At 72.6% G+C, this 23716-nt stretch carries 18 protein-coding genes; 17 read left to right on the top strand and 1 reads right to left on the bottom strand.

Annotated features, from left to right (window positions below):
- Positions 1-44: 44 nt before the first annotated feature.
- From WA762_RS13350 to WA762_RS13290, 13 genes are all read left to right on the top strand, one after another.
- On the top strand, positions 45-1046 hold the full coding sequence (locus WA762_RS13350) for an aspartate carbamoyltransferase catalytic subunit (protein WP_335935772.1): 1002 nt from the start codon (positions 45-47) through the stop codon (positions 1044-1046).
- Positions 1043-2335: a dihydroorotase gene (locus WA762_RS13345; protein ID WP_335935771.1), complete on the top strand. Its 1293-nt coding sequence runs from the start codon at positions 1043-1045 to the stop codon at positions 2333-2335. Before WA762_RS13350 ends, WA762_RS13345 begins: the two co-directional genes overlap by 4 nt.
- Entirely contained in the window at positions 2332-2913 is a 582-nt protein-coding gene (locus WA762_RS13340; protein ID WP_335935770.1) for a PH-like domain-containing protein, read from the top strand. The genes WA762_RS13345 and WA762_RS13340 overlap by 4 nt, the downstream gene beginning before the upstream one ends.
- Positions 2910-4052: a glutamine-hydrolyzing carbamoyl-phosphate synthase small subunit gene (carA, locus tag WA762_RS13335; protein ID WP_335935769.1), complete on the top strand. Its 1143-nt coding sequence runs from the start codon at positions 2910-2912 to the stop codon at positions 4050-4052. Before WA762_RS13340 ends, carA begins: the two co-directional genes overlap by 4 nt.
- Positions 4045-7353: a carbamoyl-phosphate synthase large subunit gene (gene carB / locus WA762_RS13330; protein WP_335935768.1), complete on the top strand. Its 3309-nt coding sequence runs from the start codon at positions 4045-4047 to the stop codon at positions 7351-7353. The genes carA and carB overlap by 8 nt, the downstream gene beginning before the upstream one ends.
- 109 nt (positions 7354-7462) lie before the next feature.
- Positions 7463-8572: a quinone-dependent dihydroorotate dehydrogenase gene (locus WA762_RS13325; RefSeq protein ID WP_335935766.1), complete on the top strand. Its 1110-nt coding sequence runs from the start codon at positions 7463-7465 to the stop codon at positions 8570-8572.
- Entirely contained in the window at positions 8569-9411 is an 843-nt protein-coding gene (pyrF, locus tag WA762_RS13320) for an orotidine-5'-phosphate decarboxylase (RefSeq protein ID WP_335935765.1), read from the top strand. Before WA762_RS13325 ends, pyrF begins: the two co-directional genes overlap by 4 nt.
- Before the next feature lie 243 nt (positions 9412-9654).
- The gene (locus tag WA762_RS13315) at positions 9655-9978 is read left to right on the top strand and encodes an integration host factor (RefSeq protein ID WP_335935764.1); all 324 of its coding nucleotides are present in this window, start codon (positions 9655-9657) and stop codon (positions 9976-9978) included.
- Between the two features lie 37 nt (positions 9979-10015).
- Complete coding sequence (gene gmk / locus WA762_RS13310; RefSeq protein ID WP_335935763.1) at positions 10016-10660, top strand: guanylate kinase; 645 nt, start codon at positions 10016-10018, stop codon at positions 10658-10660.
- Positions 10661-10746: 86 nt separating this feature from the next.
- The gene (rpoZ, locus tag WA762_RS13305) at positions 10747-11019 is read left to right on the top strand and encodes a DNA-directed RNA polymerase subunit omega (RefSeq protein WP_030610454.1); all 273 of its coding nucleotides are present in this window, start codon (positions 10747-10749) and stop codon (positions 11017-11019) included.
- A gap of 133 nt (positions 11020-11152) precedes the next feature.
- Positions 11153-12355 carry a bifunctional phosphopantothenoylcysteine decarboxylase/phosphopantothenate--cysteine ligase CoaBC gene (coaBC, locus tag WA762_RS13300; RefSeq protein WP_335935762.1) on the top strand — a complete coding sequence of 401 codons (1203 nt, stop codon included), beginning with the start codon at positions 11153-11155 and terminating at the stop codon, positions 12353-12355.
- 242 nt (positions 12356-12597) lie between these two features.
- Positions 12598-13821: a methionine adenosyltransferase gene (gene metK / locus WA762_RS13295; RefSeq protein ID WP_335935761.1), complete on the top strand. Its 1224-nt coding sequence runs from the start codon at positions 12598-12600 to the stop codon at positions 13819-13821.
- 125 nt (positions 13822-13946) lie between these two features.
- Positions 13947-16091, top strand: a complete 2145-nt coding sequence (locus WA762_RS13290) for a primosomal protein N' (RefSeq protein ID WP_335935760.1) — start codon at positions 13947-13949, stop codon at positions 16089-16091.
- A 328-nt stretch (positions 16092-16419) separates the two neighbouring features.
- Here WA762_RS13290 and WA762_RS13285 read toward each other — a convergent pair whose 3' ends face one another.
- Positions 16420-16968, bottom strand: coding sequence for a hypothetical protein (locus WA762_RS13285; RefSeq protein ID WP_335935759.1), 549 nt, complete (start codon positions 16966-16968; stop codon positions 16420-16422).
- Positions 16969-17532: 564 nt separating this feature from the next.
- Between WA762_RS13285 and WA762_RS13280 the strand changes: the two genes are divergently transcribed.
- From WA762_RS13280 to WA762_RS13265, 4 genes are all read left to right on the top strand, one after another.
- The gene (locus WA762_RS13280; RefSeq protein WP_335935758.1) at positions 17533-19041 is read left to right on the top strand and encodes an APC family permease; all 1509 of its coding nucleotides are present in this window, start codon (positions 17533-17535) and stop codon (positions 19039-19041) included.
- A 1258-nt stretch (positions 19042-20299) separates the two neighbouring features.
- Positions 20300-21016: a lytic polysaccharide monooxygenase gene (locus WA762_RS13275; protein ID WP_335935757.1), complete on the top strand. Its 717-nt coding sequence runs from the start codon at positions 20300-20302 to the stop codon at positions 21014-21016.
- Between the two features lie 488 nt (positions 21017-21504).
- Positions 21505-21684: a hypothetical protein gene (locus WA762_RS13270; protein ID WP_335935756.1), complete on the top strand. Its 180-nt coding sequence runs from the start codon at positions 21505-21507 to the stop codon at positions 21682-21684.
- A 608-nt stretch (positions 21685-22292) separates the two neighbouring features.
- A complete protein-coding gene (locus WA762_RS13265; RefSeq protein ID WP_335935755.1) occupies positions 22293-23321 on the top strand; it encodes a helix-turn-helix domain-containing protein in 1029 nt (342 codons plus the stop codon).
- Positions 23322-23716: the final 395 nt, after the last annotated feature.

Here is a 23716-nt window from a genome sequence, read left to right as displayed (position 1 = left end):
ACGCCCGCATGCCTGCACCCCTCCCTCCACCGGAGAACACCCAGATGAAGCGTCACCTCATCTCGGCCGCCGACCTCACCCGCGACGACGCCGTCCTGATCCTCGACACCGCCGAGGAGATGGCCCGGGTCGCGGACCGGCCGATCAAGAAGCTCCCCACCCTGCGCGGACGCACCGTCGTCAACCTCTTCTTCGAGGACTCGACGCGCACCCGCATCTCCTTCGAGGCCGCCGCCAAGCGCCTGTCCGCGGACGTCATCAACTTCTCCGCGAAGGGCTCGTCCGTCTCCAAGGGCGAGTCGCTCAAGGACACCGCGCTGACGCTGGAGGCGATGGGCGCCGACGCCGTCGTCATCCGGCACGGCGCCTCCGGCGCCCCGTACCGCCTCGCCACCTCCGGCTGGATCGACGGCGCCGTCGTCAACGCCGGCGACGGCACCCACGAGCACCCCACCCAGGCCCTGCTGGACGCCTTCACCATGCGCCGCCGCCTGGTCGGCGCCGACAGCGGCCTCGGCCGGGACCTGGAGGGCCGCCGGATCACGATCGTCGGCGACATCCTGCACAGCCGGGTCGCCCGCTCCAACGTCCACCTGCTGAACACCCTCGGCGCGCACGTCACGCTGGTGGCCCCGCCGACGCTCGTCCCGGTCGGCGTCGAGCAGTGGCCCTGCGAGGTCAGCTACGGCCTCGACGAGGTGCTGGCGAAGTCCGACGCGGTGATGATGCTGCGGGTGCAGCGCGAACGGATGAACGCCGCCTACTTCCCGACCGAGCGCGAGTACTCCCGCCGCTACGGGCTGGACGCCGACCGGATGGCGAAGATGCCCGAGCACGCCGTCGTCATGCATCCCGGCCCGATGGTCCGCGGCATGGAGATCACCGCCGAGGTCGCGGACTCCGACCGGTGCACGGCCGTCGAGCAGGTCGCCAACGGCGTCTCGATCCGCATGGCCGTCCTCTACCTGCTGCTCGGCGGCGCCGAGCACGCCGCCCCGGCCCAGCCCTCGCCCGCCGCCCCTTCCCGTACCGAGGAGAACCAGTGACCACCAGCAAGACCCTGATCCGCGGCGCGAGGATCCTCGGAGGCGAGGCCCAGGACGTCCTGATCGACGGCGAGACCGTCGCCGCCGTCGGCGCCGGCCTCGACGCCGGCGACGCGACCGTCGTCGAGGCGGCCGGGCGGATCCTGCTGCCCGGCCTGGTCGACCTCCACACCCACCTGCGCGAGCCCGGCCGCGAGGACTCCGAGACCGTCCTCACCGGGACGAAGGCGGCGGCGGTCGGCGGTTTCACCGCCGTGCACGCCATGGCGAACACCTTCCCGGTCGCGGACACCGCGGGCGTCGTCGAGCAGGTCTGGCGGCTGGGCCGGGAGTCCGGCTACTGCGACGTGCAGCCCGTCGGCGCCGTCACCGTCGGCCTGGAGGGCAGGAAGCTCGCCGAGCTCGGCGCCATGCACGACTCGGCCGCCGGGGTGAAGGTCTTCTCCGACGACGGCAAGTGCGTCGACGACGCGGTCATCATGCGCCGCGCGCTGGAGTACGTGAAGGCGTTCGACGGGGTCGTCGCCCAGCACGCCCAGGAGCCCCGCCTCACCGAGGGCGCCCAGATGAACGAGGGCGTCGTCTCCGCGGAACTCGGCCTCGGCGGCTGGCCCGCCGTCGCGGAGGAGTCGATCATCGCCCGCGACGTCCTGCTCGCCGCCCACGTCGGCTCCCGGGTGCACATCTGCCACCTGTCGACCGCCGGCTCCGTCGAGATCGTCCGCTGGGCCAAGTCCAAGGGCTGGAACGTGACCGCCGAGGTCACCCCGCACCACCTGCTCCTCACCGACGAGCTCGTGCGGACCTACGACCCGGTCTACAAGGTGAACCCGCCACTGCGCACCGAGGCCGACGTCATGGCCCTGCGCGAGGCGCTCGCCGACGGCACCATCGACTGCGTCGCCACCGACCACGCCCCGCACCCCCACGAGGACAAGGACTGCGAGTGGGCCGCCGCTGCCATGGGCATGGTCGGCCTGGAGACCGCGCTCTCCGTCGTCCAGCACACGATGGTGGACACCGGCCTGATCGACTGGGCGGGCGTCGCGGACCGGATGTCGTTCCGCCCGGCCGCCATCGGACGGCTCGACGGGCACGGCCGCCCCGTCTCGGTCGGTGAGCCCGCCAACCTCACCCTGGTCGATCCGGCATACCGTGGTGTCGTGGACCCCGCGGGCTTCGCCTCCCGCAGCCGCAACACCCCCTACGAGGGGCGCGAGCTGCCGGGCCGAGTCACCCACACCTTCCTGCGGGGCCGTGCCACGGTCGTCGACGGGAAGCTCGCGTGACATCTCTCACCCCCCTGTACCTCCGGCTCGCCGCCGAACAGAAGTCGGCCGAGGTGACCGACTGGCCCGCTCGCATCAGCTGGGTCGTCGGACTCCTCGTCCTCATCGCCTTCGTCTACTGGCTGATGCGCCAGGGATGGAAGTGGCGCGGCAGCCTCCAGTCCGATCTGCCGGAACTCCCCACCGCACCGGAAGGGTTCGCGGACGGCGAGAAGCGGCTGACCCTGACCGGCCGCTACCACGCCTCGACGACCGCCGGGCAGTGGCTCGACCGGATCGTCGCCCGCGGCCTCGGCACCCGCAGCCGGGCCGAGCTCACCCTGACCGACCAGGGCCTGGACGTCGTACGCCCCGGCGCCGCCGACTTCTTCGTGCCCGCCTCCGCACTGCGCGGGGCCCGGCTCGACAAGGGCATCGCGGGCAAGGTCCTCCCCGAGGGCGGCCTGCTGATCATCACCTGGGCGCACGGCGACCGGCTGATCGACTCCGGATTCCGCTCCGACCGCTCGGCCGAGCACGCCGCCTGGGTCGAGGCCGTCGAACAACTCACCAGCACTACGGAAGGCACCGCACGATGACGATCTCCGCCCGGGGAGCAGGCAGGGCTCCCGCCGTACTCGTCCTGGAGGACGGCCGCGCCTTCCGCGGCCGCGCCTACGGGGCCGTGGGGGAGACCTTCGGCGAGGCGGTGTTCTCCACCGGCATGACCGGCTACCAGGAGACGCTGACCGACCCCTCCTACCACCGCCAGGTCGTCGTGATGACCGCCCCGCACGTCGGCAACACCGGCGTGAACGACGAGGACCCCGAGTCGAAGCGGATCTGGGTCTCCGGCTACGTCGTCCGCGACCCCGCCCGGGTGCCGTCCAACTGGCGCGCCCGGCGCTCGCTCGACGAGGAGCTGGAGAGCCAGGGCGTCGTCGGCATCAGCGGCGTCGACACCCGCGCCCTCACCCGCCACCTGCGCGAGCGCGGCGCCATGCGGGTCGGCATCTTCTCCGGCGACGCGCTGGCCGACGAGGCCGCCCTGCTGGCCCGCGTCCGGCAGGCGCCGCAGATGGTCGGCGCCGACCTCTCCGCCGAGGTCGCCACCGAGGAGGCGTACATCGTCCCCGCGATCGGCGCCAAGAAGTTCACCGTCGCCGCGATCGACCTCGGCATCAAGGGCATGACCCCGCACCGGATGGCCGAGCGCGGCATCGAGGTGCACGTGCTGCCCGCCACCGCCACCCTGGAGGACGTGTACGCGGTCGGGCCCGACGGCGTGTTCTTCTCCAACGGCCCCGGCGACCCGGCCACCGCCGACCACCCGGTCTCCGTCATGCGCGGCGTCCTGGAGCGCTCCACCCCGCTCTTCGGGATCTGCTTCGGCAACCAGATCCTGGGCCGCGCCCTCGGCTTCGGCACCTACAAGCTGAAGTACGGTCACCGCGGCATCAACCAGCCGGTGCAGGACCGCACGACGGGCAAGGTGGAGATCACCGCGCACAACCACGGCTTCGCCGTCGACGCCCCCCTCGACAAGGTCTCCGACACCCCGTTCGGCCGCGCCGAGGTCTCCCACGTCTGCCTGAACGACCAGGTCGTCGAGGGGCTGCGGCTCCTGGACCGGCCCGCCTTCAGCGTCCAGTACCACCCCGAGGCGGCAGCGGGCCCGCACGACGCCGCGTACCTCTTCGACCGTTTCGTCTCCCTGATGGAGGACCGGCGTGCCTAAGCGCTCCGACATCCAGTCCGTCCTGGTCATCGGCTCCGGGCCGATCGTCATCGGACAGGCCGCCGAGTTCGACTACTCCGGCACCCAGGCGTGCCGCGTCCTCAGGGCCGAGGGCCTGCGGGTCGTCCTGGTCAACTCCAACCCGGCCACGATCATGACCGACCCGGAGATCGCCGACGCGACCTATGTCGAGCCGATCACCCCCGAGTTCGTCGAGAAGATCATCGCCAAGGAGCGCCCCGACGCGCTGCTGCCGACCCTGGGCGGCCAGACCGCGCTCAACACCGCGATCTCCATGCACGAGAACGGCGTCCTGGAGAAGTACGGCGTCGAGCTGATCGGCGCCAACGTCGAGGCCATCCACAAGGGCGAGGACCGCGACCTGTTCAAGGGCGTCGTCGAGGCCGTCCGCGCCAGGACCGGCCACGGCGAGTCCGCCCGCTCGGTCATCTGCCACTCCATGGACGAGGTCCTGGCGGGCGTCGAGACGCTCGGCGGCTACCCCGTGGTCGTCCGGCCCTCCTTCACCATGGGCGGCGCCGGCTCCGGCTTCGCCCACGACGAGGAGGAGCTGCGCCGCATCGCCGGCCAGGGCCTGACGCTCTCCCCGACCACCGAGGTGCTCCTGGAGGAGTCCATCCTCGGCTGGAAGGAGTACGAGCTGGAGCTGATGCGCGACAGGAACGACAACGTCGTGGTCGTCTGCTCCATCGAGAACTTCGACCCGATGGGCGTCCACACCGGCGACTCGATCACCGTCGCCCCGGCGATGACGCTCACCGACCGCGAGTACCAGCGGCTGCGCGACATCGGCATCGCGATCATCCGCGAGGTCGGCGTCGACACCGGCGGCTGCAACATCCAGTTCGCCGTGAACCCGGTCGACGGCCGGATCATCGTCATCGAGATGAACCCCCGGGTCTCCCGCTCCTCGGCCCTCGCCTCCAAGGCCACCGGCTTCCCGATCGCCAAGATCGCCGCCAAGCTGGCCGTCGGCTACACGCTCGACGAGATCCCCAACGACATCACCGAGCAGACCCCGGCCTCCTTCGAGCCGACGCTCGACTACGTCGTGGTCAAGGCCCCCCGGTTCGCCTTCGAGAAGTTCCCCTCCGCCGACTCCACCCTCACCACCACCATGAAGTCGGTCGGCGAGGCCATGGCGATCGGCCGGAACTTCACCGAGGCGCTCCAGAAGGCGCTGCGCTCCCTGGAGAAGAAGGGCTCGCAGTTCTCCTTCACCGGCGACCCCGGCGACAAGGACGAACTGCTCGCCGCGGCGGTCCGCCCGACCGACGGCCGGATCAACACCGTCATGCGCGCGATCCGGGCCGGCGCCACCCAGGAGGAGGTCTTCGAGTCCACCAGGATCGACCCCTGGTTCGTCGACCAGCTCTTCCTGATCAAGGAGATCGCGGACGAACTGGCCGCCGCCGACGAGCTCGTCCCCGAACTCCTCGCCGAGGCCAAGCGGCACGGCTTCTCCGACCAGCAGATCGGCGAGATCCGCGGGCTGCGCGAGGACGTCGTCCGGGAGGTGCGGCACGCGCTGGGCGTGCGCCCGGTGTACAAGACGGTCGACACCTGCGCCGCCGAGTTCGCGGCGCGGACGCCGTACTTCTACTCGTCCTACGACGAGGAGACCGAGGTCGCCCCGCGCGAGAAGCCCGCGGTCGTCATCCTCGGCTCCGGCCCCAACCGCATCGGCCAGGGCATCGAGTTCGACTACTCCTGCGTCCACGCCTCCTTCGCGCTGAGCGACGCGGGCTACGAGACCGTGATGGTCAACTGCAACCCGGAGACCGTCTCCACCGACTACGACACCTCCGACCGGCTGTACTTCGAGCCGCTGACGCTGGAGGACGTGCTGGAGATCGTGCACGCGGAGAGCCTCGCGGGCCCGGTCGCCGGCGTCGTCGTCCAGCTCGGCGGACAGACCCCGCTCGGCCTGTCCCAGGCGCTCAAGGACAACGGCGTCCCGGTCGTCGGCACGCCCCCGGAGGCCATCCACGCCGCCGAGGACCGCGGTGCCTTCGGCCGCGTCCTGGCCGAGGCCGGGCTGCCCGCGCCGAAGCACGGCACCGCCACCACGTTCGAGGAGGCCAAGGCCATCGCGGACGAGATCGGCTACCCCGTCCTCGTCCGCCCCTCCTACGTGCTCGGCGGGCGCGGCATGGAGATCGTCTACGACGAGGTCCGGCTCTCCTCGTACATCGCCGAGTCCACCGAGATCAGCCCGACCCGGCCGGTCCTGGTCGACCGCTTCCTCGACGACGCGATCGAGATCGACGTCGACGCGCTCTACGACGGCGTCGAGCTCTACCTCGGCGGCGTCATGGAGCACATCGAGGAGGCCGGCATCCACTCCGGCGACTCCGCCTGCGCGCTGCCCCCGATCACCCTCGGCGGCTTCGACATCAAGCGGCTGCGGGCCTCCACCGAGGGCATCGCCAAGGGCGTCGGCGTCCGCGGACTGATCAACATCCAGTTCGCGCTCTCCGGCGACATCCTGTACGTCCTGGAGGCCAACCCGCGCGCCTCGCGGACCGTCCCCTTCACCTCCAAGGCGACCGCCGTCCCGCTCGCCAAGGCCGCCGCCCGGATCTCGCTGGGCGCGACCATCGCCGAGCTGCGCGCGGAGGGCCTGCTGCCGGCGCACGGCGACGGCGGCACCCTGCCGCTGGACGCCCCGATCTCCGTCAAGGAGGCCGTCATGCCGTGGTCGCGCTTCCGCGACATCCACGGCCGCGGCGTCGACACCGTCCTCGGCCCGGAGATGCGCTCCACCGGCGAGGTCATGGGCATCGACTCGGTCTTCGGCACGGCGTACGCCAAGTCGCAGTCCGGCGCCTACGGGCCGCTGCCCACCAAGGGCCGCGCGTTCATCTCGGTGGCCAACCGCGACAAGCGCTCGATGATCTTCCCGGCCCGGGAGCTCGTCGCCCACGGCTTCGAGCTGCTCGCCACCTCGGGCACCGCCGAGGTCCTCAGGCGCAATGGCATCAACGCCACGGTCGTGCGCAAGCAGTCCGAGGGCCCCGGCCCGCAGGGCGAGCGGACCATCGTCCAGCTGATCCACGACGGCGAGGTCGACCTGATCGTCAACACGCCGTACGGCACCGGCGGGCGGCTCGACGGCTACGAGATCCGCACCGCCGCCGTGGCCCGGTCCGTGCCGTGCCTGACGACGGTCCAGGCGCTCGCCGCCGCCGTCCAGGGCATCGACGCTCTCACCCACGGGGGCGTCGGCGTCCGCTCCCTCCAGGAACACGCGGAACGCCTGATCGCGGCCCGCGACTAGCGGCCCTCCCGGCGGCGCCCGCCCCGGAAGGACGGGCGCCGCCGGACACGGCACTGCCGGCACAGGGGGACACCGGGGACGGTGTCCCCCTCTCCATGAGGACACCCCGATGTACACACTCTTCTTCCAGCTCTTCTTCAAGCGGATGGACGCCGAGCGGGCGCACCACCTGGCCTTCCGCTGGATCCGCCTCGCGGCCCGCGTACCGGTGCTGCGCACCTTCGTCGCCGCCGTGCTCGCCCCCCGGTACGAGGAGCTGCGCACCGAGGCGTTCGGCCTGCGGATGCACGGCCCGTTCGGCCTCGCCGCCGGCTTCGACAAGAACGCCGTCGGAATCGACGGCATGGCGATGCTCGGCTTCGACCACGTCGAGATCGGCACGGTCACCGGCGAGCCGCAGCCCGGCAACCCCAAGAAGCGCCTCTTCCGCCTCGTCGCGGACCGCGCCCTGATCAACCGCATGGGCTTCAACAACGAGGGCTCGGCCGCCGTGGCCCGGCGCCTCGCCGCCCGCACCCCGGTCCTGCGCACCACCGTCGGCGTCAACATCGGCAAGACCAAGACCGTGCCGGAGGCCGAGGCGGTCGGCGACTACGTGAAGTCCACCGAGCGGCTGGCCCCGCACGCCGACTACCTCGTCGTCAACGTCTCCTCGCCCAACACGCCCGGCCTGCGCGACCTCCAGGCCACCGAGGCGCTGCGCCCGCTGCTCACCGCCGTGCGCGAGGCCGCCGACCGCACCGTCACCGCTCGGCGCGTCCCGCTGCTGGTCAAGATCGCCCCGGACCTGGCGGACGAGGACGTCGACGCCGTCGCGGACCTCGCGGTCGAGCTGGGACTCGACGGGATCATCGCCACCAACACCACCATCGCCCGGGACGGCCTGGGCCTGGCGTCCCCGCGCGCCCTGACCGGCGAGACCGGCGGACTGTCCGGGGCGCCCCTCAAGGCTCGCTCCCTGGAGGTCCTGAGCCGCCTCTACGCACGGGTGGGGGACCGGATCGCCCTGGTCGGCGTCGGCGGCGTCGAGAACGCCGAGGACGCCTGGCAGCGCATCCTCGCCGGCGCCACCCTGGTCCAGGGCTACAGCGCCTTCATCTACCGGGGCCCGTTCTACGCCCGGGCGATCCACAAGGGCCTGGCCGCGCGCCTGGCCGCATCCCCGTACGCCACCCTCGCCGAGGCCGTCGGCGCGGAGACCAGGAAGGCCACCGCATGACCACCCCGGAACCGTTCGGCGCCCGTCTGCGCCGCGCCATGGACACCCGCGGGCCGCTCTGCGTCGGCATCGACCCGCACGCCTCGCTGCTCACCGCCTGGGGGCTGGACGACGACGTCGCGGGCCTGGAGCGGTTCACGCGCACGGTCGTCGAGGCGCTGGCCGATCGGGTCGCCGTGCTCAAGCCGCAGTCCGCGTTCTTCGAGCGCTTCGGCTCGCGCGGCATCGCGGTGCTGGAGGAGGCCGTCGCGGAGGCGCGCGCGGCGGGCGCGCTGGTGCTGATGGACGCCAAGCGCGGCGACATCGGCTCGACCATGGGCGCCTACGCGGCCACGTATCTGGAGCCCGGCTCGCCGTTGTTCTCGGACGCCGTCACCGTCTCGCCGTACCTGGGCTTCGGCTCGCTGCGCCCGGCGCTGGACGCGGCGGTGCTCTCCGGCTCGGGGGTCTTCGTGCTCGCCCTCACCTCCAACCCGGAGGGGGCCGAGGTGCAGCGCGCCACCGCCGCCGACGGCCGTTCGCTGGCCCAGGTGATGCTCGACCACCTGGCCGCGGAGAACGAGGGGGCCGAGCCGCTGGGCTCCGTCGGCGCGGTGGTCGGCGCCACGCTCGGGGACGCGGGGGCGGACCTCGCCGTCAACGGGCCGCTGCTGGCGCCGGGCATCGGGGCGCAGGGCGCGACCCCCGCGGATCTGCCCGGGGTCTTCGGCGACGCGGTGGGCAACGTGCTGCCCAGCGTGAGCCGCGGCGTGCTGAGCCGGGGACCGGACGCGGCGGGGCTGCGCGCGGCCGCCGACCGGCTCACGGACGAGGTCCGCGCGGCCGTCTCGGGTGCTTGACCATGCCACGGAATCGGCTGTTGACCGAATTCTGACCCAAAAACTCGGTTGTTATGCCTGAAATGTCCTGGTCGGTTGAGGCTGACCAGGACTTTTCGTTGGTTCTCGCTGACTCGGGCGGCCCAGGCCGCTAGTCTCCGTCGAGAGCCGACGTGCACGCGGTGTTCGTCGCTCACCTGGTGTGGGGCGTACAACCTCTCACCGGTCCGTATCCGACAGATCGACATCCGAGGTGACGTAGGCGTGGCTCTTCCGCCCCTTACCCCTGAACAGCGCGCAGCCGCGCTCGAAAAGGCCGCCGCGGCTCGCCGGGAGCGGGCCGAGGTCAAGAATCGACTCAAGCACTCCGGCGCCTCCCTCCACGAGGTCATCAAGCAGGGCCGGGAGAACGAAGTCATCGGGAAGATGAAGGTCTCCGCCCTGCTGGAGTCCCTGCCCGGCGTGGGCAAGGTCCGCGCCAAGCAGATCATGGAGCGGCTCGGCATCTCCGAGAGCCGCCGGGTCCGGGGCCTCGGCTCCAACCAGATCGCGTCCCTGGAGCGCGAGTTCGGCGGCACCGCGGCCTGAGTTCCCGGGGACCCCCGGGAACCTGGATAATCGCTCCATGGCTGCAACATCCCGGGGGACCTCCCCCGTGCCCCCGGACGTACGTCCGCGGCTGACCGTGCTCTCCGGCCCCTCCGGGGTCGGCAAGAGCACGGTCGTCGCCCATATGCGCAAGGCCCACCCCGAGGTATGGCTCTCGGTGTCGGCGACGACCCGCAAGCCGCGCCCCGGCGAGCGCGACGGGGTCCACTACTTCTTCGTGGACAACGACGAGTTCGACAAGCTGATCGCCAACGGCGAGCTGCTGGAGTGGGCCGAGTTCGCCGGCAACCGGTACGGCACGCCGCGCCGGGCGGTCCTCGACCGCCTGGACGCGGGCGAGCCGGTGCTGCTGGAGATCGACCTCCAGGGCGCCCGGCTGGTCCGCCAGTCGATGCCGGACGCCCGGCTCGTCTTCCTGGCCCCGCCCGGCTGGGACGAGCTGGTCCGCCGGCTCACCGGCCGCGGGACCGAGTCGGCCGAGGTCATCGAGCGCCGGCTCGCCGCCGCCAAGGTGGAACTGGCCGCCGAGTCCGAGTTCGACACCACCCTGGTCAACACCTCCGTCCAGGACGTGGCACGTGAGCTGCTAGCCTTGATGCTGGAGGCTTCCGGCCGCAGCGACGGCGACGAAGGCGACGACCGACCCGGCGCAGACGACTGACGCCGACGCGGCCGGTTCATTCGCCCTCGGGTAGCCCCGCGCCGTCAAAGGTTTCTTTGATCCTCACCCCCTTCGGAAGGCAGAGAGTGTCCTCTTCCATCACCACGCCCGAGGGCATCATCAACCCGCCGATTGATGAGCTCCTCGAGGCCACCGACTCGAAGTACAGCCTCGTGATCTACGCCGCCAAGCGCGCGCGCCAGATCAACGCGTACTACTCGCAGCTCGGCGAGGGCCTCCTGGAGTACGTCGGCCCGCTCGTGGACACCCACGTGCACGAGAAGCCGCTCTCGATCGCGCTCCGCGAGATCAACGCGGGCCTGCTCACCTCCGAGGCCGTCGAGGGCCCCGCGCAGTAAGCAGGAACCGCACCTTCACCACAGGCCCGGCGGCCGCGTCCGCCGGGCCTGTGGTGTGCCCGGGGGCGGCGGCCCCCGACCGGTCGCGGTGCGGCAGCATGGGGGTGTCCGAATCCGAGTGCGGGGAGACGCAGTGGACAAGCCGAAGGTCGTTCTTGGGGTCAGCGGAGGCATCGCCGCGTACAAGGCGTGCGAACTCCTGCGCCGGTTGACCGAGTCCGGTCACGACGTACGGGTCGTCCCGACCGGGTCGGCGCTGAAGTTCGTCGGGGAGGCCACCTGGTCCGCGCTCTCCGGCCACCCGGTCGCCACCGAGGTCTGGGACGACGTCCACGAGGTCCCGCACGTACGGATCGGGCAGGGCGCCGACCTGGTCGTCGTCGCCCCCGCCACCGCAGACACCCTCGCCCGGGCCGCCCACGGCCTCGCCGACGACCTGCTCACCAACACCCTGCTCACCGCCCGCTGCCCGGTCGTCTTCGCGCCCGCCATGCACACCGAGATGTGGGAGCACCCCGCCACCCGCGAGAACGTCGCCACGCTGCGCCGGCGCGGGGCCGTCGTCGTCGAGCCCGCCGTCGGCCGGCTCACCGGCGCCGACACCGGCAAGGGCCGACTGCCCGACCCCGGGGAGATCTTCGAGGTCTGCCGCCGGGTGCTGGCCCGCGGGCCCGTCGGACCGGACCTGGCCGGGCGGCACGTGGTGATCAGCGCCGGCGGCACCCGCGAGCCGCTCGACCCGGTGCGCTACCTCGGCAACCGCTCCTCCGGCAAGCAGGGCTACGCCCTGGCCCGCACCGCCGTCGCCCGGGGCGCCCGGGTCACCCTCGTCGAGGCCAACACCCAGCTGCCCGACCCGGCGGGCGCCGACGTCGTGCATGTCGGGACCGCCGTGCAGCTGCGCGAGGCGGTCCTGAAGGCCGCCGCGGACGCCGACGCGGTCGTGATGGCCGCCGCGGTCGCCGACTTCCGCCCCGCCGCGTACGCGACGGGGAAGATCAAGAAGAAGGACGGCGAGGAGCCGGCGCCCGTCGCGCTGGTCCGTAATCCGGACATCCTCGCCGAGGTCGCCGCCGAGCGCGCCCGCCCCGGCCAGATCGTCGTCGGCTTCGCCGCCGAGACCGACGACGTCCTCGCCCACGGCCGCGAGAAGCTCCGCCGCAAGGGGTGCGACCTCCTCGTCGTCAACGAGGTGGGAGAGCGCAGGACCTTCGGTTCCGAGGACAACGAGGCGGTGGTGCTCGCCGCCGACGGCACCGAGACCCCGGTGCCCCACGGACCGAAGGAAGCGCTTGCCGACACGGTCTGGGACCTCGTGTCGCCGCGTTTGGGATGAAGATCTCGTTTCGTCTTCCGCCACTCCCCGAAACCCCGGAAAACCGGGCACGGAACGCATTTCGGGGAGGCCGATTCGCGGTCTTGACGGCTCCTTTCGGCGGCCTCGCGACTCCCAAGGAGCGAGACGCGCTGTCCGCCGGACGAAAGTGACCGATAAACTGTCCGCGGACCGCGCCGGGCGCAGCTCCCGGCCGTCCGCCAAATGATCAGCCAGCAGCCGCTGCAACCCCAGGGAGCGATGTGTCCCGCCGTCTCTTCACCTCGGAGTCCGTCACCGAGGGCCACCCCGACAAGATCGCTGACCAGATCAGCGACACGATCCTCGACGCGCTCCTCCGCGAGGACCCCACCTCGCGCGTCGCCGTCGAGACCCTGATCACCACCGGTCTGGTGCATGTCGCGGGTGAGGTCACGACCAAGGCCTACGCCGACATCCCGACCCTTGTGCGCAACAAGGTCCTGGAGATCGGCTACGACTCCTCCAAGAAGGGCTTCGACGGCGCCTCCTGCGGCGTCTCGGTCTCCATCGGCGCGCAGTCGCCGGACATCGCACAGGGCGTCGACACCGCGTACGAGGCGCGGGTCGAGGGCTCCGCCGCGGGCTCCGAGGGCGACGACCTCGACCAGCAGGGCGCCGGTGACCAGGGCCTGATGTTCGGCTACGCGTGCGACGAGACGCCCGAGCTCATGCCGCTCCCCATCTACCTCGCGCACCGGCTCTCGCGCAGGCTCACCGAGGTCCGCAAGAACGGCACCATCCCCTACCTGCGCCCCGACGGCAAGACCCAGGTCACCATCGAGTACGACGGCGACAAGGCCGTCCGCCTCGACACGGTCGTCGTCTCCTCGCAGCACGCCAGCGACATCGACCTGGACTCGCTGCTCGCGCCCGACATCCGCGAGTTCGTCGTCGAGCACGTGCTGACGCAGCTCGTCGAGGACGGCATCAAGCTGGACACCGACGGCTACCGTCTGCTGGTGAACCCCACCGGCCGCTTCGAGATCGGCGGCCCGATGGGCGACGCCGGGCTGACCGGCCGCAAGATCATCATCGACACGTACGGCGGCATGGCCCGCCACGGCGGCGGCGCCTTCTCCGGCAAGGACCCGTCGAAGGTCGACCGCTCCGCCGCGTACGCCATGCGCTGGGTCGCCAAGAACGTCGTCGCCGCGGGCCTCGCCGCCCGCTGCGAGGTGCAGGTCGCGTACGCGATCGGCAAGGCCGAGCCGGTCGGTCTCTTCGTCGAGACCTTCGGCACCGCCACGATCGAGACCGAGAAGATCGAGAACGCCATCGGCGAGGTCTTCGACCTCCGCCCGGCCGCGATCATCCGCGACCTCAACCTGCTGCGCCCGATCTACGCCCAGACCGCGGCGTACGGCCACTTCGGCCGCGAGCTCCCCGACTTCACCTGGGAGCGCACGGACCGCGTGGAGGCGCTGCGCAAGGCCGCCGGCCTGTAACGGCCACGCGTGCACCCACACCGGGGCCCGGCCACCGCACGCGGTGGCCGGGCCCCGGCGCATGCGCGCCCGGCCCTTCCTCCGCCGGAGGCCCGCTGTCCGTGGCGTCTGCTAGGAATGGGGCTGTGAGCAGCGAGAACAAGCGGTCCGACGACCCCGGCCCCGGGGCCCCGGAGCAGCTCGCGCTGATCCGCGAGACGGTGCGCAAGGCGAAGGTCCCGCGGGCCAAGCCGCGCACCTGGCGCGGCGCCGCGCTCGCCAGGGAGCTGCCCGTCGCCCGGGTCCTGGTCAACCGGGGCGCTCTCCACCTCGACCAGTACTTCGACTACGCCGTGCCGGAGGAGCTGGACGCGGAGGCCCGGCCCGGGGTGCGGGTGCGGGTGCGGTTCGGCGCGGGCTCCCGGCACGTCCGCGGCGGCCGCCGCGAGGGCGGCGGACTGGTCGACGGGTTCCTCGTCGAGCGGCTCGCGGAGTCCGACTACACCGGGGCGCTCGCCGCGCTCGCCTATGTGGTGTCGCCCGAACCGGTGCTGGGCCCGGAGCTGCTCGCCCTCGCCCGGGCCGTCGCCGACCGGTACGCGGGCAGCCTCGCCGACGTGCTGCAGCTGGCCGTGCCGCCCCGCAACGGCAGGGCCGAGTCCCGGCCGTCGCCCGCGCCCCTGCCCCCGCCGCCCCCGCCGGCCCCGGGGAGCTGGGAGCGATACCCGCAGGGCCCCGCCTTCCTGCGGGCCCTGGCCGGGGGCGGCGCGCCCCGGGCCGTGTGGACGGCGCTGCCCGGACCGCACTGGCCGCGCGAGCTCGCCGCGGCCATGGCCGCGGCGCTCGCCTCCGGCCGGGGCGCGCTCGCCGTGATGCCGGACGGCCGGAGCGCCGCCCGGGTGGACGCGGCCCTGACCGACCTGCTCGGCGAGGGCCGCCACGCCCTGCTGACCGCCGAGTCCGGGCCGGAGAAGCGGTACCGGGAGTGGCTGGCGGTGCGGCGCGGCTCGGTCCGGGCGGTCGTCGGGACGCGGGCCGCGATGTTCGCCCCCGTGGCCGACCTGGGGCTGGTCGCCGTCTGGGACGACGGCGACTCCAGCCACAGCGACGACAACGCCCCCTTCCCGCACGTCCGCGAGGTGCTCGAACTCCGGGCGACGCACGCCCGGTGCGCGTTCCTCCTCGGCTCCACCAGCTGCACCGTGGAGGCCGCCCAGCTGGTGGAGAGCGGCTGGGCGCTGCCTCTCGCTCCGGACCGCGAGCGGCTGCGGGCCGCGGCGCCGCTGGTGCGGACCGTGGGCGACGGCGAGCTGGCCCGGGACGAGGCCGCCCGCGCGGCGCGGCTCCCGAGCCTGGCCTGGCGGACGGTCCGCGACGGGCTGCGCGACGGCCCCGTGCTGGTGCAGGTGCCGCGCCGTGGATACGCGCCCCGGCTGGCCTGCGAGCGCTGCCGCGAACCTGCCCGGTGCCGGCACTGCGCCGGACCGCTCCAGGCGCCGGACCGGCAGGACCTGGAATGCGCCTGGTGCGGGCGGGCCGAGACCGCCTGGCACTGCGTCGCCTGCGGCTCGACCCGGCTGCGGGCCCGGATCGTCGGCGCCCGCCGGACCGCCGAGGAGCTCGGCCGGGCCTTCCCCGCCGTGCCGGTCCGCACCTCGGGGCGGGACCACGTCCTTGAGTCGGTGCCGGACGCGCCGGCGCTGGTGGTCAGCACCCCCGGCGCGGAACCCGTGGCCGAGCAGGGCTACGCGGCGGCGCTGCTGCTGGACGGGTGGGCGCTGGTCGGGCGCCCCGATCTGAGGGCCGGCGAGGAGGCGCTGCGCCGGTGGACGGCGGCGGCCTCGCTGGTGCGGGGCCGCCCGGAGGGCGGCACGGTGGTGGTCGTCGCCGAGCCGACCCTGCGGCCGGTGCAGGCGCTGGTGCGTTGGGATCCGGTCGGGCACGCCCGCCGGGAGCTGGCGGAGCGGGCCGAGCTCGGTTTCCCGCCGGTGTCCCGGATGGCCTCGGTGACCGGTACGCCGGACGCGCTCGCCGCGTTCTTCGACGTGGCCGCGCTGCCGTCCGAGGCCGAGGTGCTGGGCCCGGTCCCGGTCCCGACGGGCGAACCGGGCAGGCCCCGCAGGCCCGGGGACGCACCGCCGGGGGAGTCCTGGGAGCGGGCCCTGGTCAGGGTCCCGCCGGGGAGCGGCGCGGCCCTGGCCGCCGCGCTGAAGGCCGCGCAGGCGGCCAGGCTCTCCCGCGGCGGCGGCGACCAGGTCCGGATCCGCGTGGATCCGCCGGACATCGGCTGACGACGCGCGCCGGGGGGAAGGACCGCGGGGGTGCGGCCGCGGGATGTGGCCGAGGACGCGGGCGGGGCGCCGCCGGACCGGGCGGGCTCCCCGGCGGCGGGGCCATGACGGGGATTCCGCAGTGGGGATCCGCGGTGGGGGTCCGCGGTGGGGGTCCGCGGTGCTGGGGCGGGGCGCGGGATCCGTGCGGGGCTCCGGCACGGGGCCGTGACGCCCGGGGCCCTGCCCTAGGCCGTGGACGGGCAGGGGCGGGCGAGGCCCGGGTACGGCGGCGGACGCGCGGCTGCCCCGCCGGGCGTCGGGCGCGGCGGGGCAGTGGACGGGACGGTCAGCCGTTGCGCGGGCCGGGGAAGACCCCGGGACGCAGGTCCTCGCGCAGGACCGGGCGGTCCATCGAGGGCTGCGGGGGCATGGAACGTGCGGCCGGCACGGCGGGCAGGCCCGGCGAGCCCGCGGAGCCGGGCGCCACGGGCAGCGGGCGCGGCACCGGGGCGTCCCCGGCCGGCTCGCCCGCTCCCGGCGGCCGGGCGTTGCGCCGCGCGCCGTAGCGGCGGTGCACCGCCTGCTTGGTGACCCCGAGCGCGGAGCCCACCGCGTCCCAGGAGAAACCCAGCGAACGGTCGAAGTCCACCGCGGCGGTGACCAGGGTCTCGACGCTGTCGCGCAGTTCCTGGGCCAGCCTGACGGTGGGGGCCGGGGCCCTGCCGTAGACGACGAAGCCCGTGGACGGGCCGGAGCGGCGCGGTCGGTAGACGTTGCCCAGTTGGGCGGTGAGCGTGCGCAGCGCGTCCACCTGCCGCCGGACCCGCTCGATGTCCCGCACCAACAGATGCAGGCTGGCCCGCGCTTGGGCGTCGTGGGTTGCGTGGTCGGCCATGAAGAAGCCTCTCGAACCGGCGTTGAAAGGGATCGGGCCGCACCATGGCGGCTCGCTTCGGTCAATCTCTCTTGACCAACGCGACAGTCGGTGATCTGGTCACGTGCGGGGGCGCGAGTGTGATCACGAGGGGCGCGCAGTGTCGCGTACGCCCCCCGGCGTCCGGGCCTCGGAGAATCGTGCCTGCGAACGCCGGGGCCGGCGGCGGGGTCCGGGCCCCGGCCCGGGCCGTGTCGTCGCGCCGCCCCCGCCGACCGGCGCCGGTGCGGCGACGCGTCCTAGGGGGTGTCTGACACATACCTGCGGTGTCGCGGGGGCCGGCACGCACGCTCGCGGCGTTGCCGAACCGCCCACGTGGCTCCGCCACGCAGACGCTCCGGCGCCTTGCGATCGCACGCACCGGCCCCCGCTCCTTCTCCCGCACTCATTTATCAGACACCCCCTAGCCCACAGCATGTGTGCGGGCCCGCCCCGGCGCCGGAGCGCCACGGCCCCGGCCTCCTCCCGAAGCGGTCTTCATCCTTTGCGTCCCGCAGTGACCCAGCGCATCCACCTAGGAGTTCCGTGTCCGTCACCAGCGAACCCGGCGGCGCGCCCGCCGCACACCCGAACGCCTCCGCCCCACAGCCCGGTGAGCCCCAGGACCCGGGCGGCACCGCCCTGAGCAGCGCCGCCATCGGCGTCTTCGACCTGGTCTTCTTCGTGGTCGCCGCCGCCGCGCCGCTGACGGCCGTGGCCGGGGTCGCTCCGGCCGCGATAGCCATGGGCGGACTCGCCACCCCCTTGGGATACATCCTGTCCGGCGGACTGCTGGCACTCTTCGCAGCGGGCTTCACCGCCATGAGCCTGCACGTCCGAAACGCCGGTGCCTTCTACGCCTACGTGGCACGTGGCCTGGGCAAGGCCACCGGCATAGGCACGGCCTACGTCGCCGTCGTCTCCTACAACCTGGTGGAGATCGGGCTCGTCGCCTGCTTCGGCTTCTTCGCATCGAGTGGTGTGGAGGACCTCACCGGTTTCGGCGCACCCTGGTGGCTCTGGTCGGCGGTCTGTATCGCCGCCGTCGGTGTCCTCGGCTGGCTCCGGGTGACCCTCAGCGCCAAGGTGCTGGGAATCGCGCTGGTCCTGGAGGTCGTCGTCCTGCTGATCCTGGAAGGCGGCGTGCTGAATCACCGGGGCACCGCCGCACTCGACCCCGCCGTGCTGAACCCGGCGTCGCTGGGCGGCGCGGGGGTCGCGGGCATGTTCGTCCTGGCCATCGGCGCCTTCACCGGGTTCGAGGCGACCGCGATCTATGCCGAGGAGGCGCGGGAGCCCAGGCGCACGGTGCCGCGGGCCACCTTCATGGCGGTCGGCTTCCTCGCCGCCTTCTACGCCTTCGCCGTGTGGGTGGTGATGGGCGCCTTCGGCGCCGAGGACGCCGTGCGGGTCGCGCGTGGCGTCGACGGCCCCGACATGGTGTTCAGCGCGGCCGGCCGCTTCGTCGGCCCATGGCTCTCCGACAGCATGCATCTGCTGATCATCACCAGCGCCTTCGCCGCCACCCTGGCCTTCCACAACGCCGCCGCCCGCTACATGTACGCCCTCGGTCGCGAGGGGCTGCTGCCGCGCCCGCTGGCCCGTGTCTCGTCCCGCAGCGGCTCCCCGAGTACCGCCGTGGTGGTCCAGAGCCTCCTCGCGGCGGCCTTCATCGCCATCGGGGCCCTCAGCGGCGCCGACCCGTACGCAGTGGTGTTCCTGTGGCCGAACGGCACCGGAGTCCTGGGCATCATGGTGATGCAGGCACTCGCCGCCCTGGCGGTGTACGGCTTCTTCCGCCGCGATCGGCGGGGGGTCTCCGTCTTCCGTGCGCAGTGGGCGCCGCTGCTCTCCTGTCTCGGGCTGACCGTGCTCGCGGTCCTCGCGGTCCTGCGGTTCGACCTGCTCACCGGGGCTTCCGGTGCGGTCAACATCGGACTGCTCGTCCCGCTGCCCGTGGTGTTCTGCGTCGGACTCGTCGTCGCCCGGCACATCCGGCGCACCGATCCGCAACGATATGCCCGCCTGACCACCGTGGACGTGGAACGCGACTGACGCCGGAGCCCGGACGGGCGCCGTGGCGAACCGGTTCCCTGGCCGCCCATCCGACGACCCCGGCGGGTCGCCGTTGCCGGACGGGCGGCTGCTCCGGAGCCGGAGTCTCCGCCCGACGGGAGTCGGCCGGGGCGTCATCGCACCGTTCTTCGACCTGCTCGGCGCTCACCGAACCTCTGCCCACGGGCCGGCATGACGGTCCGTGGGCAGCTCCACGGTCTTCTGCATGGACCCCGGCGTATGGGACCGGTCCGCGGACGTACGCGGACTCTGGCCGGCTGACCGTGTGCCGGAAACCGTCGGCCTGGGCGACGAAGACCCGCCACGAGCAGGCCCACGTCTTCGAGGCCGCCAACACCTCGGCAGGCCGCACGGTTGTCGGCACCCTGCGATCCCGACTCCCGGCACGGTGCCGGAGCCCGAGCCGACCGACACCGATCGGCGCCCGCGGCCGTGCCCGCCGGCCGACGCGTACCCGGCAGACCGCCGCGGACAGCTACTGCCGCGCCCGCGCCGAGCGGGCCCAGTTCAAGGGGGGCGGCGACAACGCGGTCGAGCGATCCCGTCCGCAGGGGGAAGCGAACTGATGGCGAGTGGACCCGCGCTGAGTTCATCCGAGCTCGCCCCGGGCCGGATTGTCGAGTAACCGGCGCGTCGGGCAGGGACGGCACCCGCGCCTCCACGAGGTGAGGTTCGACGACCGTGATCGCCTCGTCCACCCGTCCGGCATGTGGGCCGGGTACCGCGCCGACCCGATGACACTTGCCCGCCCGCGACCGTGACCCCTGTCGTTTCCGTGGGTTCACGGCCGCCCTGCCGACAGCATCGACACGTACGAGGTCCCGGGCGCGGTGACGGCACCTGGGACCTCTCTGCGCTCTGCGCATTGGCGTGTCGACCCTGCTCACCGACCGGTCACGGCCGGGGCCTCGGAGCAGACTGCTCTGGCCGCTCTGTATCGCGCGGACTCCTTCTTCACCGGCCCGCACATCGGGGCGTCGCGCGACACCAGTCGCGTGACCACCGGCGCTGTCCGTCCTCGCTGCCGAGTGGTGTGTCCCGGGCCGGGGCAAGCACGCGACGTCTTCCCGTGCACGCACCGAACGCGGCACCCGGGCCCGAGCGGGGCGCGGCCCACGAAGTTGCCCCGACCTGCGCGCTACCTCTTGACCGGGCCCCGTTCGCCGCTATGGTCTAGACCTAACGCGCCGCGGGTCTGGACCAAGTCTCGGCAAACGCATCGAAGGAAGTGCATGTCATGAACATGAAAAGACGGGTGGCTGTCGCCGTCGGGGCCCTGGTCGCTCCGCTGCTCGCCGTCAGCCTTCCGGCCGGCTCCGCCAGTGCCCACGGTTGGGTGACCTCGCCCAACAGCCGCCAGGACCAGTGCGCCGCGGGCGTCGTCCAGTGCGGTCAGATCAAGTATGAGCCGCAGAGCGTCGAGGGGCCGAAGGGCCTCAAGAGCTGCAGCGGCGGCAACGCCCAGTTCGCCGAGCTGGACGACGACAACAAGGGCTGGCGCGTCACCCCCGTCAGCTCCACATACACCTTCACGTGGCACCACACCGCGCGGCACGCCACCTCCAACTGGCAGTACTTCATCGGCAACACGAAGATCGGCGAGTTCAGCGGCAACAACGCCCAGCCCGCTCCCGACGTCAGCCACGAGGTGAACTTCGGCAGCTTCACCGGCAAGCAGAAGGTGCTCGCCGTCTGGAACGTGGCCGACACCGGCAACGCCTTCTACTCCTGCATCGACGTGAACATCGGCGGCACCGGTGGCGGTGACGGTGGCGGCACCGACCCAGGCAGCTGCACCGCGACGGCCTGGAGCTCCAGCAGGGTCTACAACGGTGGCGACACCGTCTCCCACAAGGGCCACAACTGGCGCGCCAAGTGGTGGGTCCAGGGCGAGGAACCCGGCACCACCGGCGAATGGGGCGTCTGGGAAGACCTCGGAGCCTGCCCCGCCTGATCCCGCATGAGCAGGTCCGGCGTGCGCTCGGCGGAGCGCACGCCGGACCGGTGAACTGGTAGACGGTCGCTGTTCCTCGCCGCCCTCGCCACCGGGTTCGCCGCCGAGCCCGGCGGTCGGTTCTGGCCACTGCCCATGAAGATCCAACGGCCTCCCGGTGGCGGCGGTGGCTTCGGTGCACTTGTGACTTCAGCCTCCGGGCCGGGTGGTGTCGTACCGGGCCACGCACGGGGGATTCTCGGTGAGTGGGCGGCCAGGAGCGGTACTGGTGCGGCTGGGTCGGATGTCCGGGGCGGCACGGTCTCCGGCGGACTGCCCCGGGCGTGGAGTGGCCCTGCACCTCCACTCGACATCAACCACCCTGACCCGAGCCGCATAGACGCGTTCGAGATCCGGGGTCAAGGACCAAGAAACCCCAGCTCACGCTACAGATCGTCAAACGCGGCGATGACATGAAGGGGTTCGTGGTACGGCCAAGAAGGTGGGTAGTGGAGCGCACGCTGGGGTGGCCGATGCGCTCGCCCCGCCTGCTACGGGACTTCGAGACACTGCCCGCCAGCAGCGAGGCGTTCATCTCCTTCTCCCCGGCCATGCTCATGAGCCGTCGCCTCGCCCGCTCGGCTTCCCGGTGGCGGCAGGAACAGACACGGTGGGCTGCCGCGGTGTGAACCGTCCGTCCGGACGGAGAGAAGGCCAGCCAGCCTCGTTCGGCCAGGCGCCCCGCCTGGGACCGCACCCTCTCGATCTCCGCCGGCACCGACTCCAGCCCCCGCCCGCTGCCGGCGGCCACCCGATCTCGGCGCAGGTCACGGGCCTTGCCGGCAGCAGGGAGAACGCCTCGGCGATGGCAGGCCGCACCTCCGGCCCGGGCACGGACCCGGCGATCCAGTGCGACACGGACGTCTTGTCGTAGTGCGGGCGCAGCCCGAGCTCACGGCCTGCGTCGGCCCGCCGAGGAATCCCTCGCTCGCGGCCCGTCACGGGTAGGCGCCGCCGGCCCCGCCGAAGCGGCCGAGGCGAGCGGCGAGCGCGGCCGCCACGATCGGGGCGCCTGTCGACCTCAGCCACGTCGACGTCGCCGCCCATGTCCACGCCGCGCTCGACATCAACCCCGACCCCCACCGGCCCTTGGACGGCACCTCCTTCACCGCCTGCCCGCCGAAGGAATCTCGGGTGAGACCGGGCAGCGAGATAGGGTTCGGGGAAAAGAATCCGTTCGGTCCACACGAGCTGTGACAAGGACCGAACACCGCAGTTGCCCCGCGAGGAGGACCGGATGCTGCAGGCGCTGGGACTGGGGCCGGCCGAGGAGATCGTCTACACGGCACTGATGGCCCAGCCGACGGCCTCCGCGCACGACCTCGCCCGGCAGACTGGAATCGTCGTGGCCGAGGCCTCCCGCGTCCTGGCGGACTTGGAGACACGGGGTTTGGTATCGGTCGCCACCGAGCCGGACCGCGAGGAATCCGGCTCGGCCGGGCAGCCGACCGGGTCCCGGTCCGTCCGCTACCGCCTTGCTCCGCCCTCTGTGGCCCTGGCCCCGCTCCTGGTCGAACAGCGTAATGCGCTCCACCAGGCGGAGAGCGCGTTCTCCATGCTCATCGAGCAGTACCGCAATACCGCCGTGCACTCCGCCAGTGGTGTCGTGGAGGTGGTCGTCGGTATGGAGCAGGTCGCCCACCGGTTCCATCAACTTCAGCGCGGAGCCCAGCGGGAGCTGCTCGTCTTCCTCGTCGGCGCGCCCGTCGCGGTGCCCCGCGAGGAAACCGGCATGTCGGAGAGTTCTGTGCTGGATCGCGGAGTCGACTTCCGGGCCGTGGCGGTCAAGGACTACCTCGACACTCCCAACGTTGCGAGGGATGCGCGTGCGGCCATCAAGGCAGGCCTTGAGCTCCGGCTGGTCGACTCGTTGCCACTGAAATTGGTCGTCTCGGACCGGGAACGCGCCATGGTGCCGCTGGACACGGCGGACTCCGACGCCGAGCCGAGCGCGATCGTGGTGCACCGCAGCGGCTTGTTGGCAGCCCTGGTCCATCTCTTCGAGATGGAATGGGCCCGTGCCCGGCCGCTGCGCATCACCACCACGGGTGTGCACGCGGAGCAGACAGTCGATCAGCAGCCGACCAAGGGGGAGCTCGACGTCCTCGCCCTGCTGCTGGCAGGATTCTCCGACCGGCGGACGGCCTCCCAACTCGGCGTCTCCCTGCGCACCGTGGAGCGGAGGACACGCCGTCTGATGGACCTTGCCAGAGCGGATTCGCGCCTGCAACTCGGGTGGCACGCCGCACGTGCGGGCTGGCTTTGACCTCGTCGGTCTGAGGGCCGAGGAGTCTGCGCCTGTTGCGGGTCACCCTGTGAGGGCCGCCGTCAACTCCTGGCGCGGATACCTGCTTCACGGCCGGGGGATGTCACGCCGGATCCTGTCGGTCAGGCGTACGGCGAGTGGGGTGCCGAGGCGATCGACGATCACACGGTGCTCGGACTCGGGGCAGCTGCGGTCCACCGGCGACGACGGCCCGACATGAGCCCCCTCTTTCAGAGGCCTGACGTGAGATCCGTCGATCCCCGCATCGTCCACGTCCGGCAAGCCGACTGTCCGCAGGTCAACGCCGTGTCGGCCGGACGTCCCCCCATCGGCCCCCGAAGCCTCACGGAGCCGACGAACCACCAGATGTGACCTTGTGGCGGAGACCCGTCATG

Origin of the sequence: Streptomyces tyrfis (assembly GCF_037034285.1) — a bacterium.
GTDB lineage: Bacteria > Actinomycetota > Actinomycetes > Streptomycetales > Streptomycetaceae > Streptomyces.
Note: the sequence above shows the minus strand (reverse complement) of the source record. Positions and strands in the feature narration are given on the sequence as shown.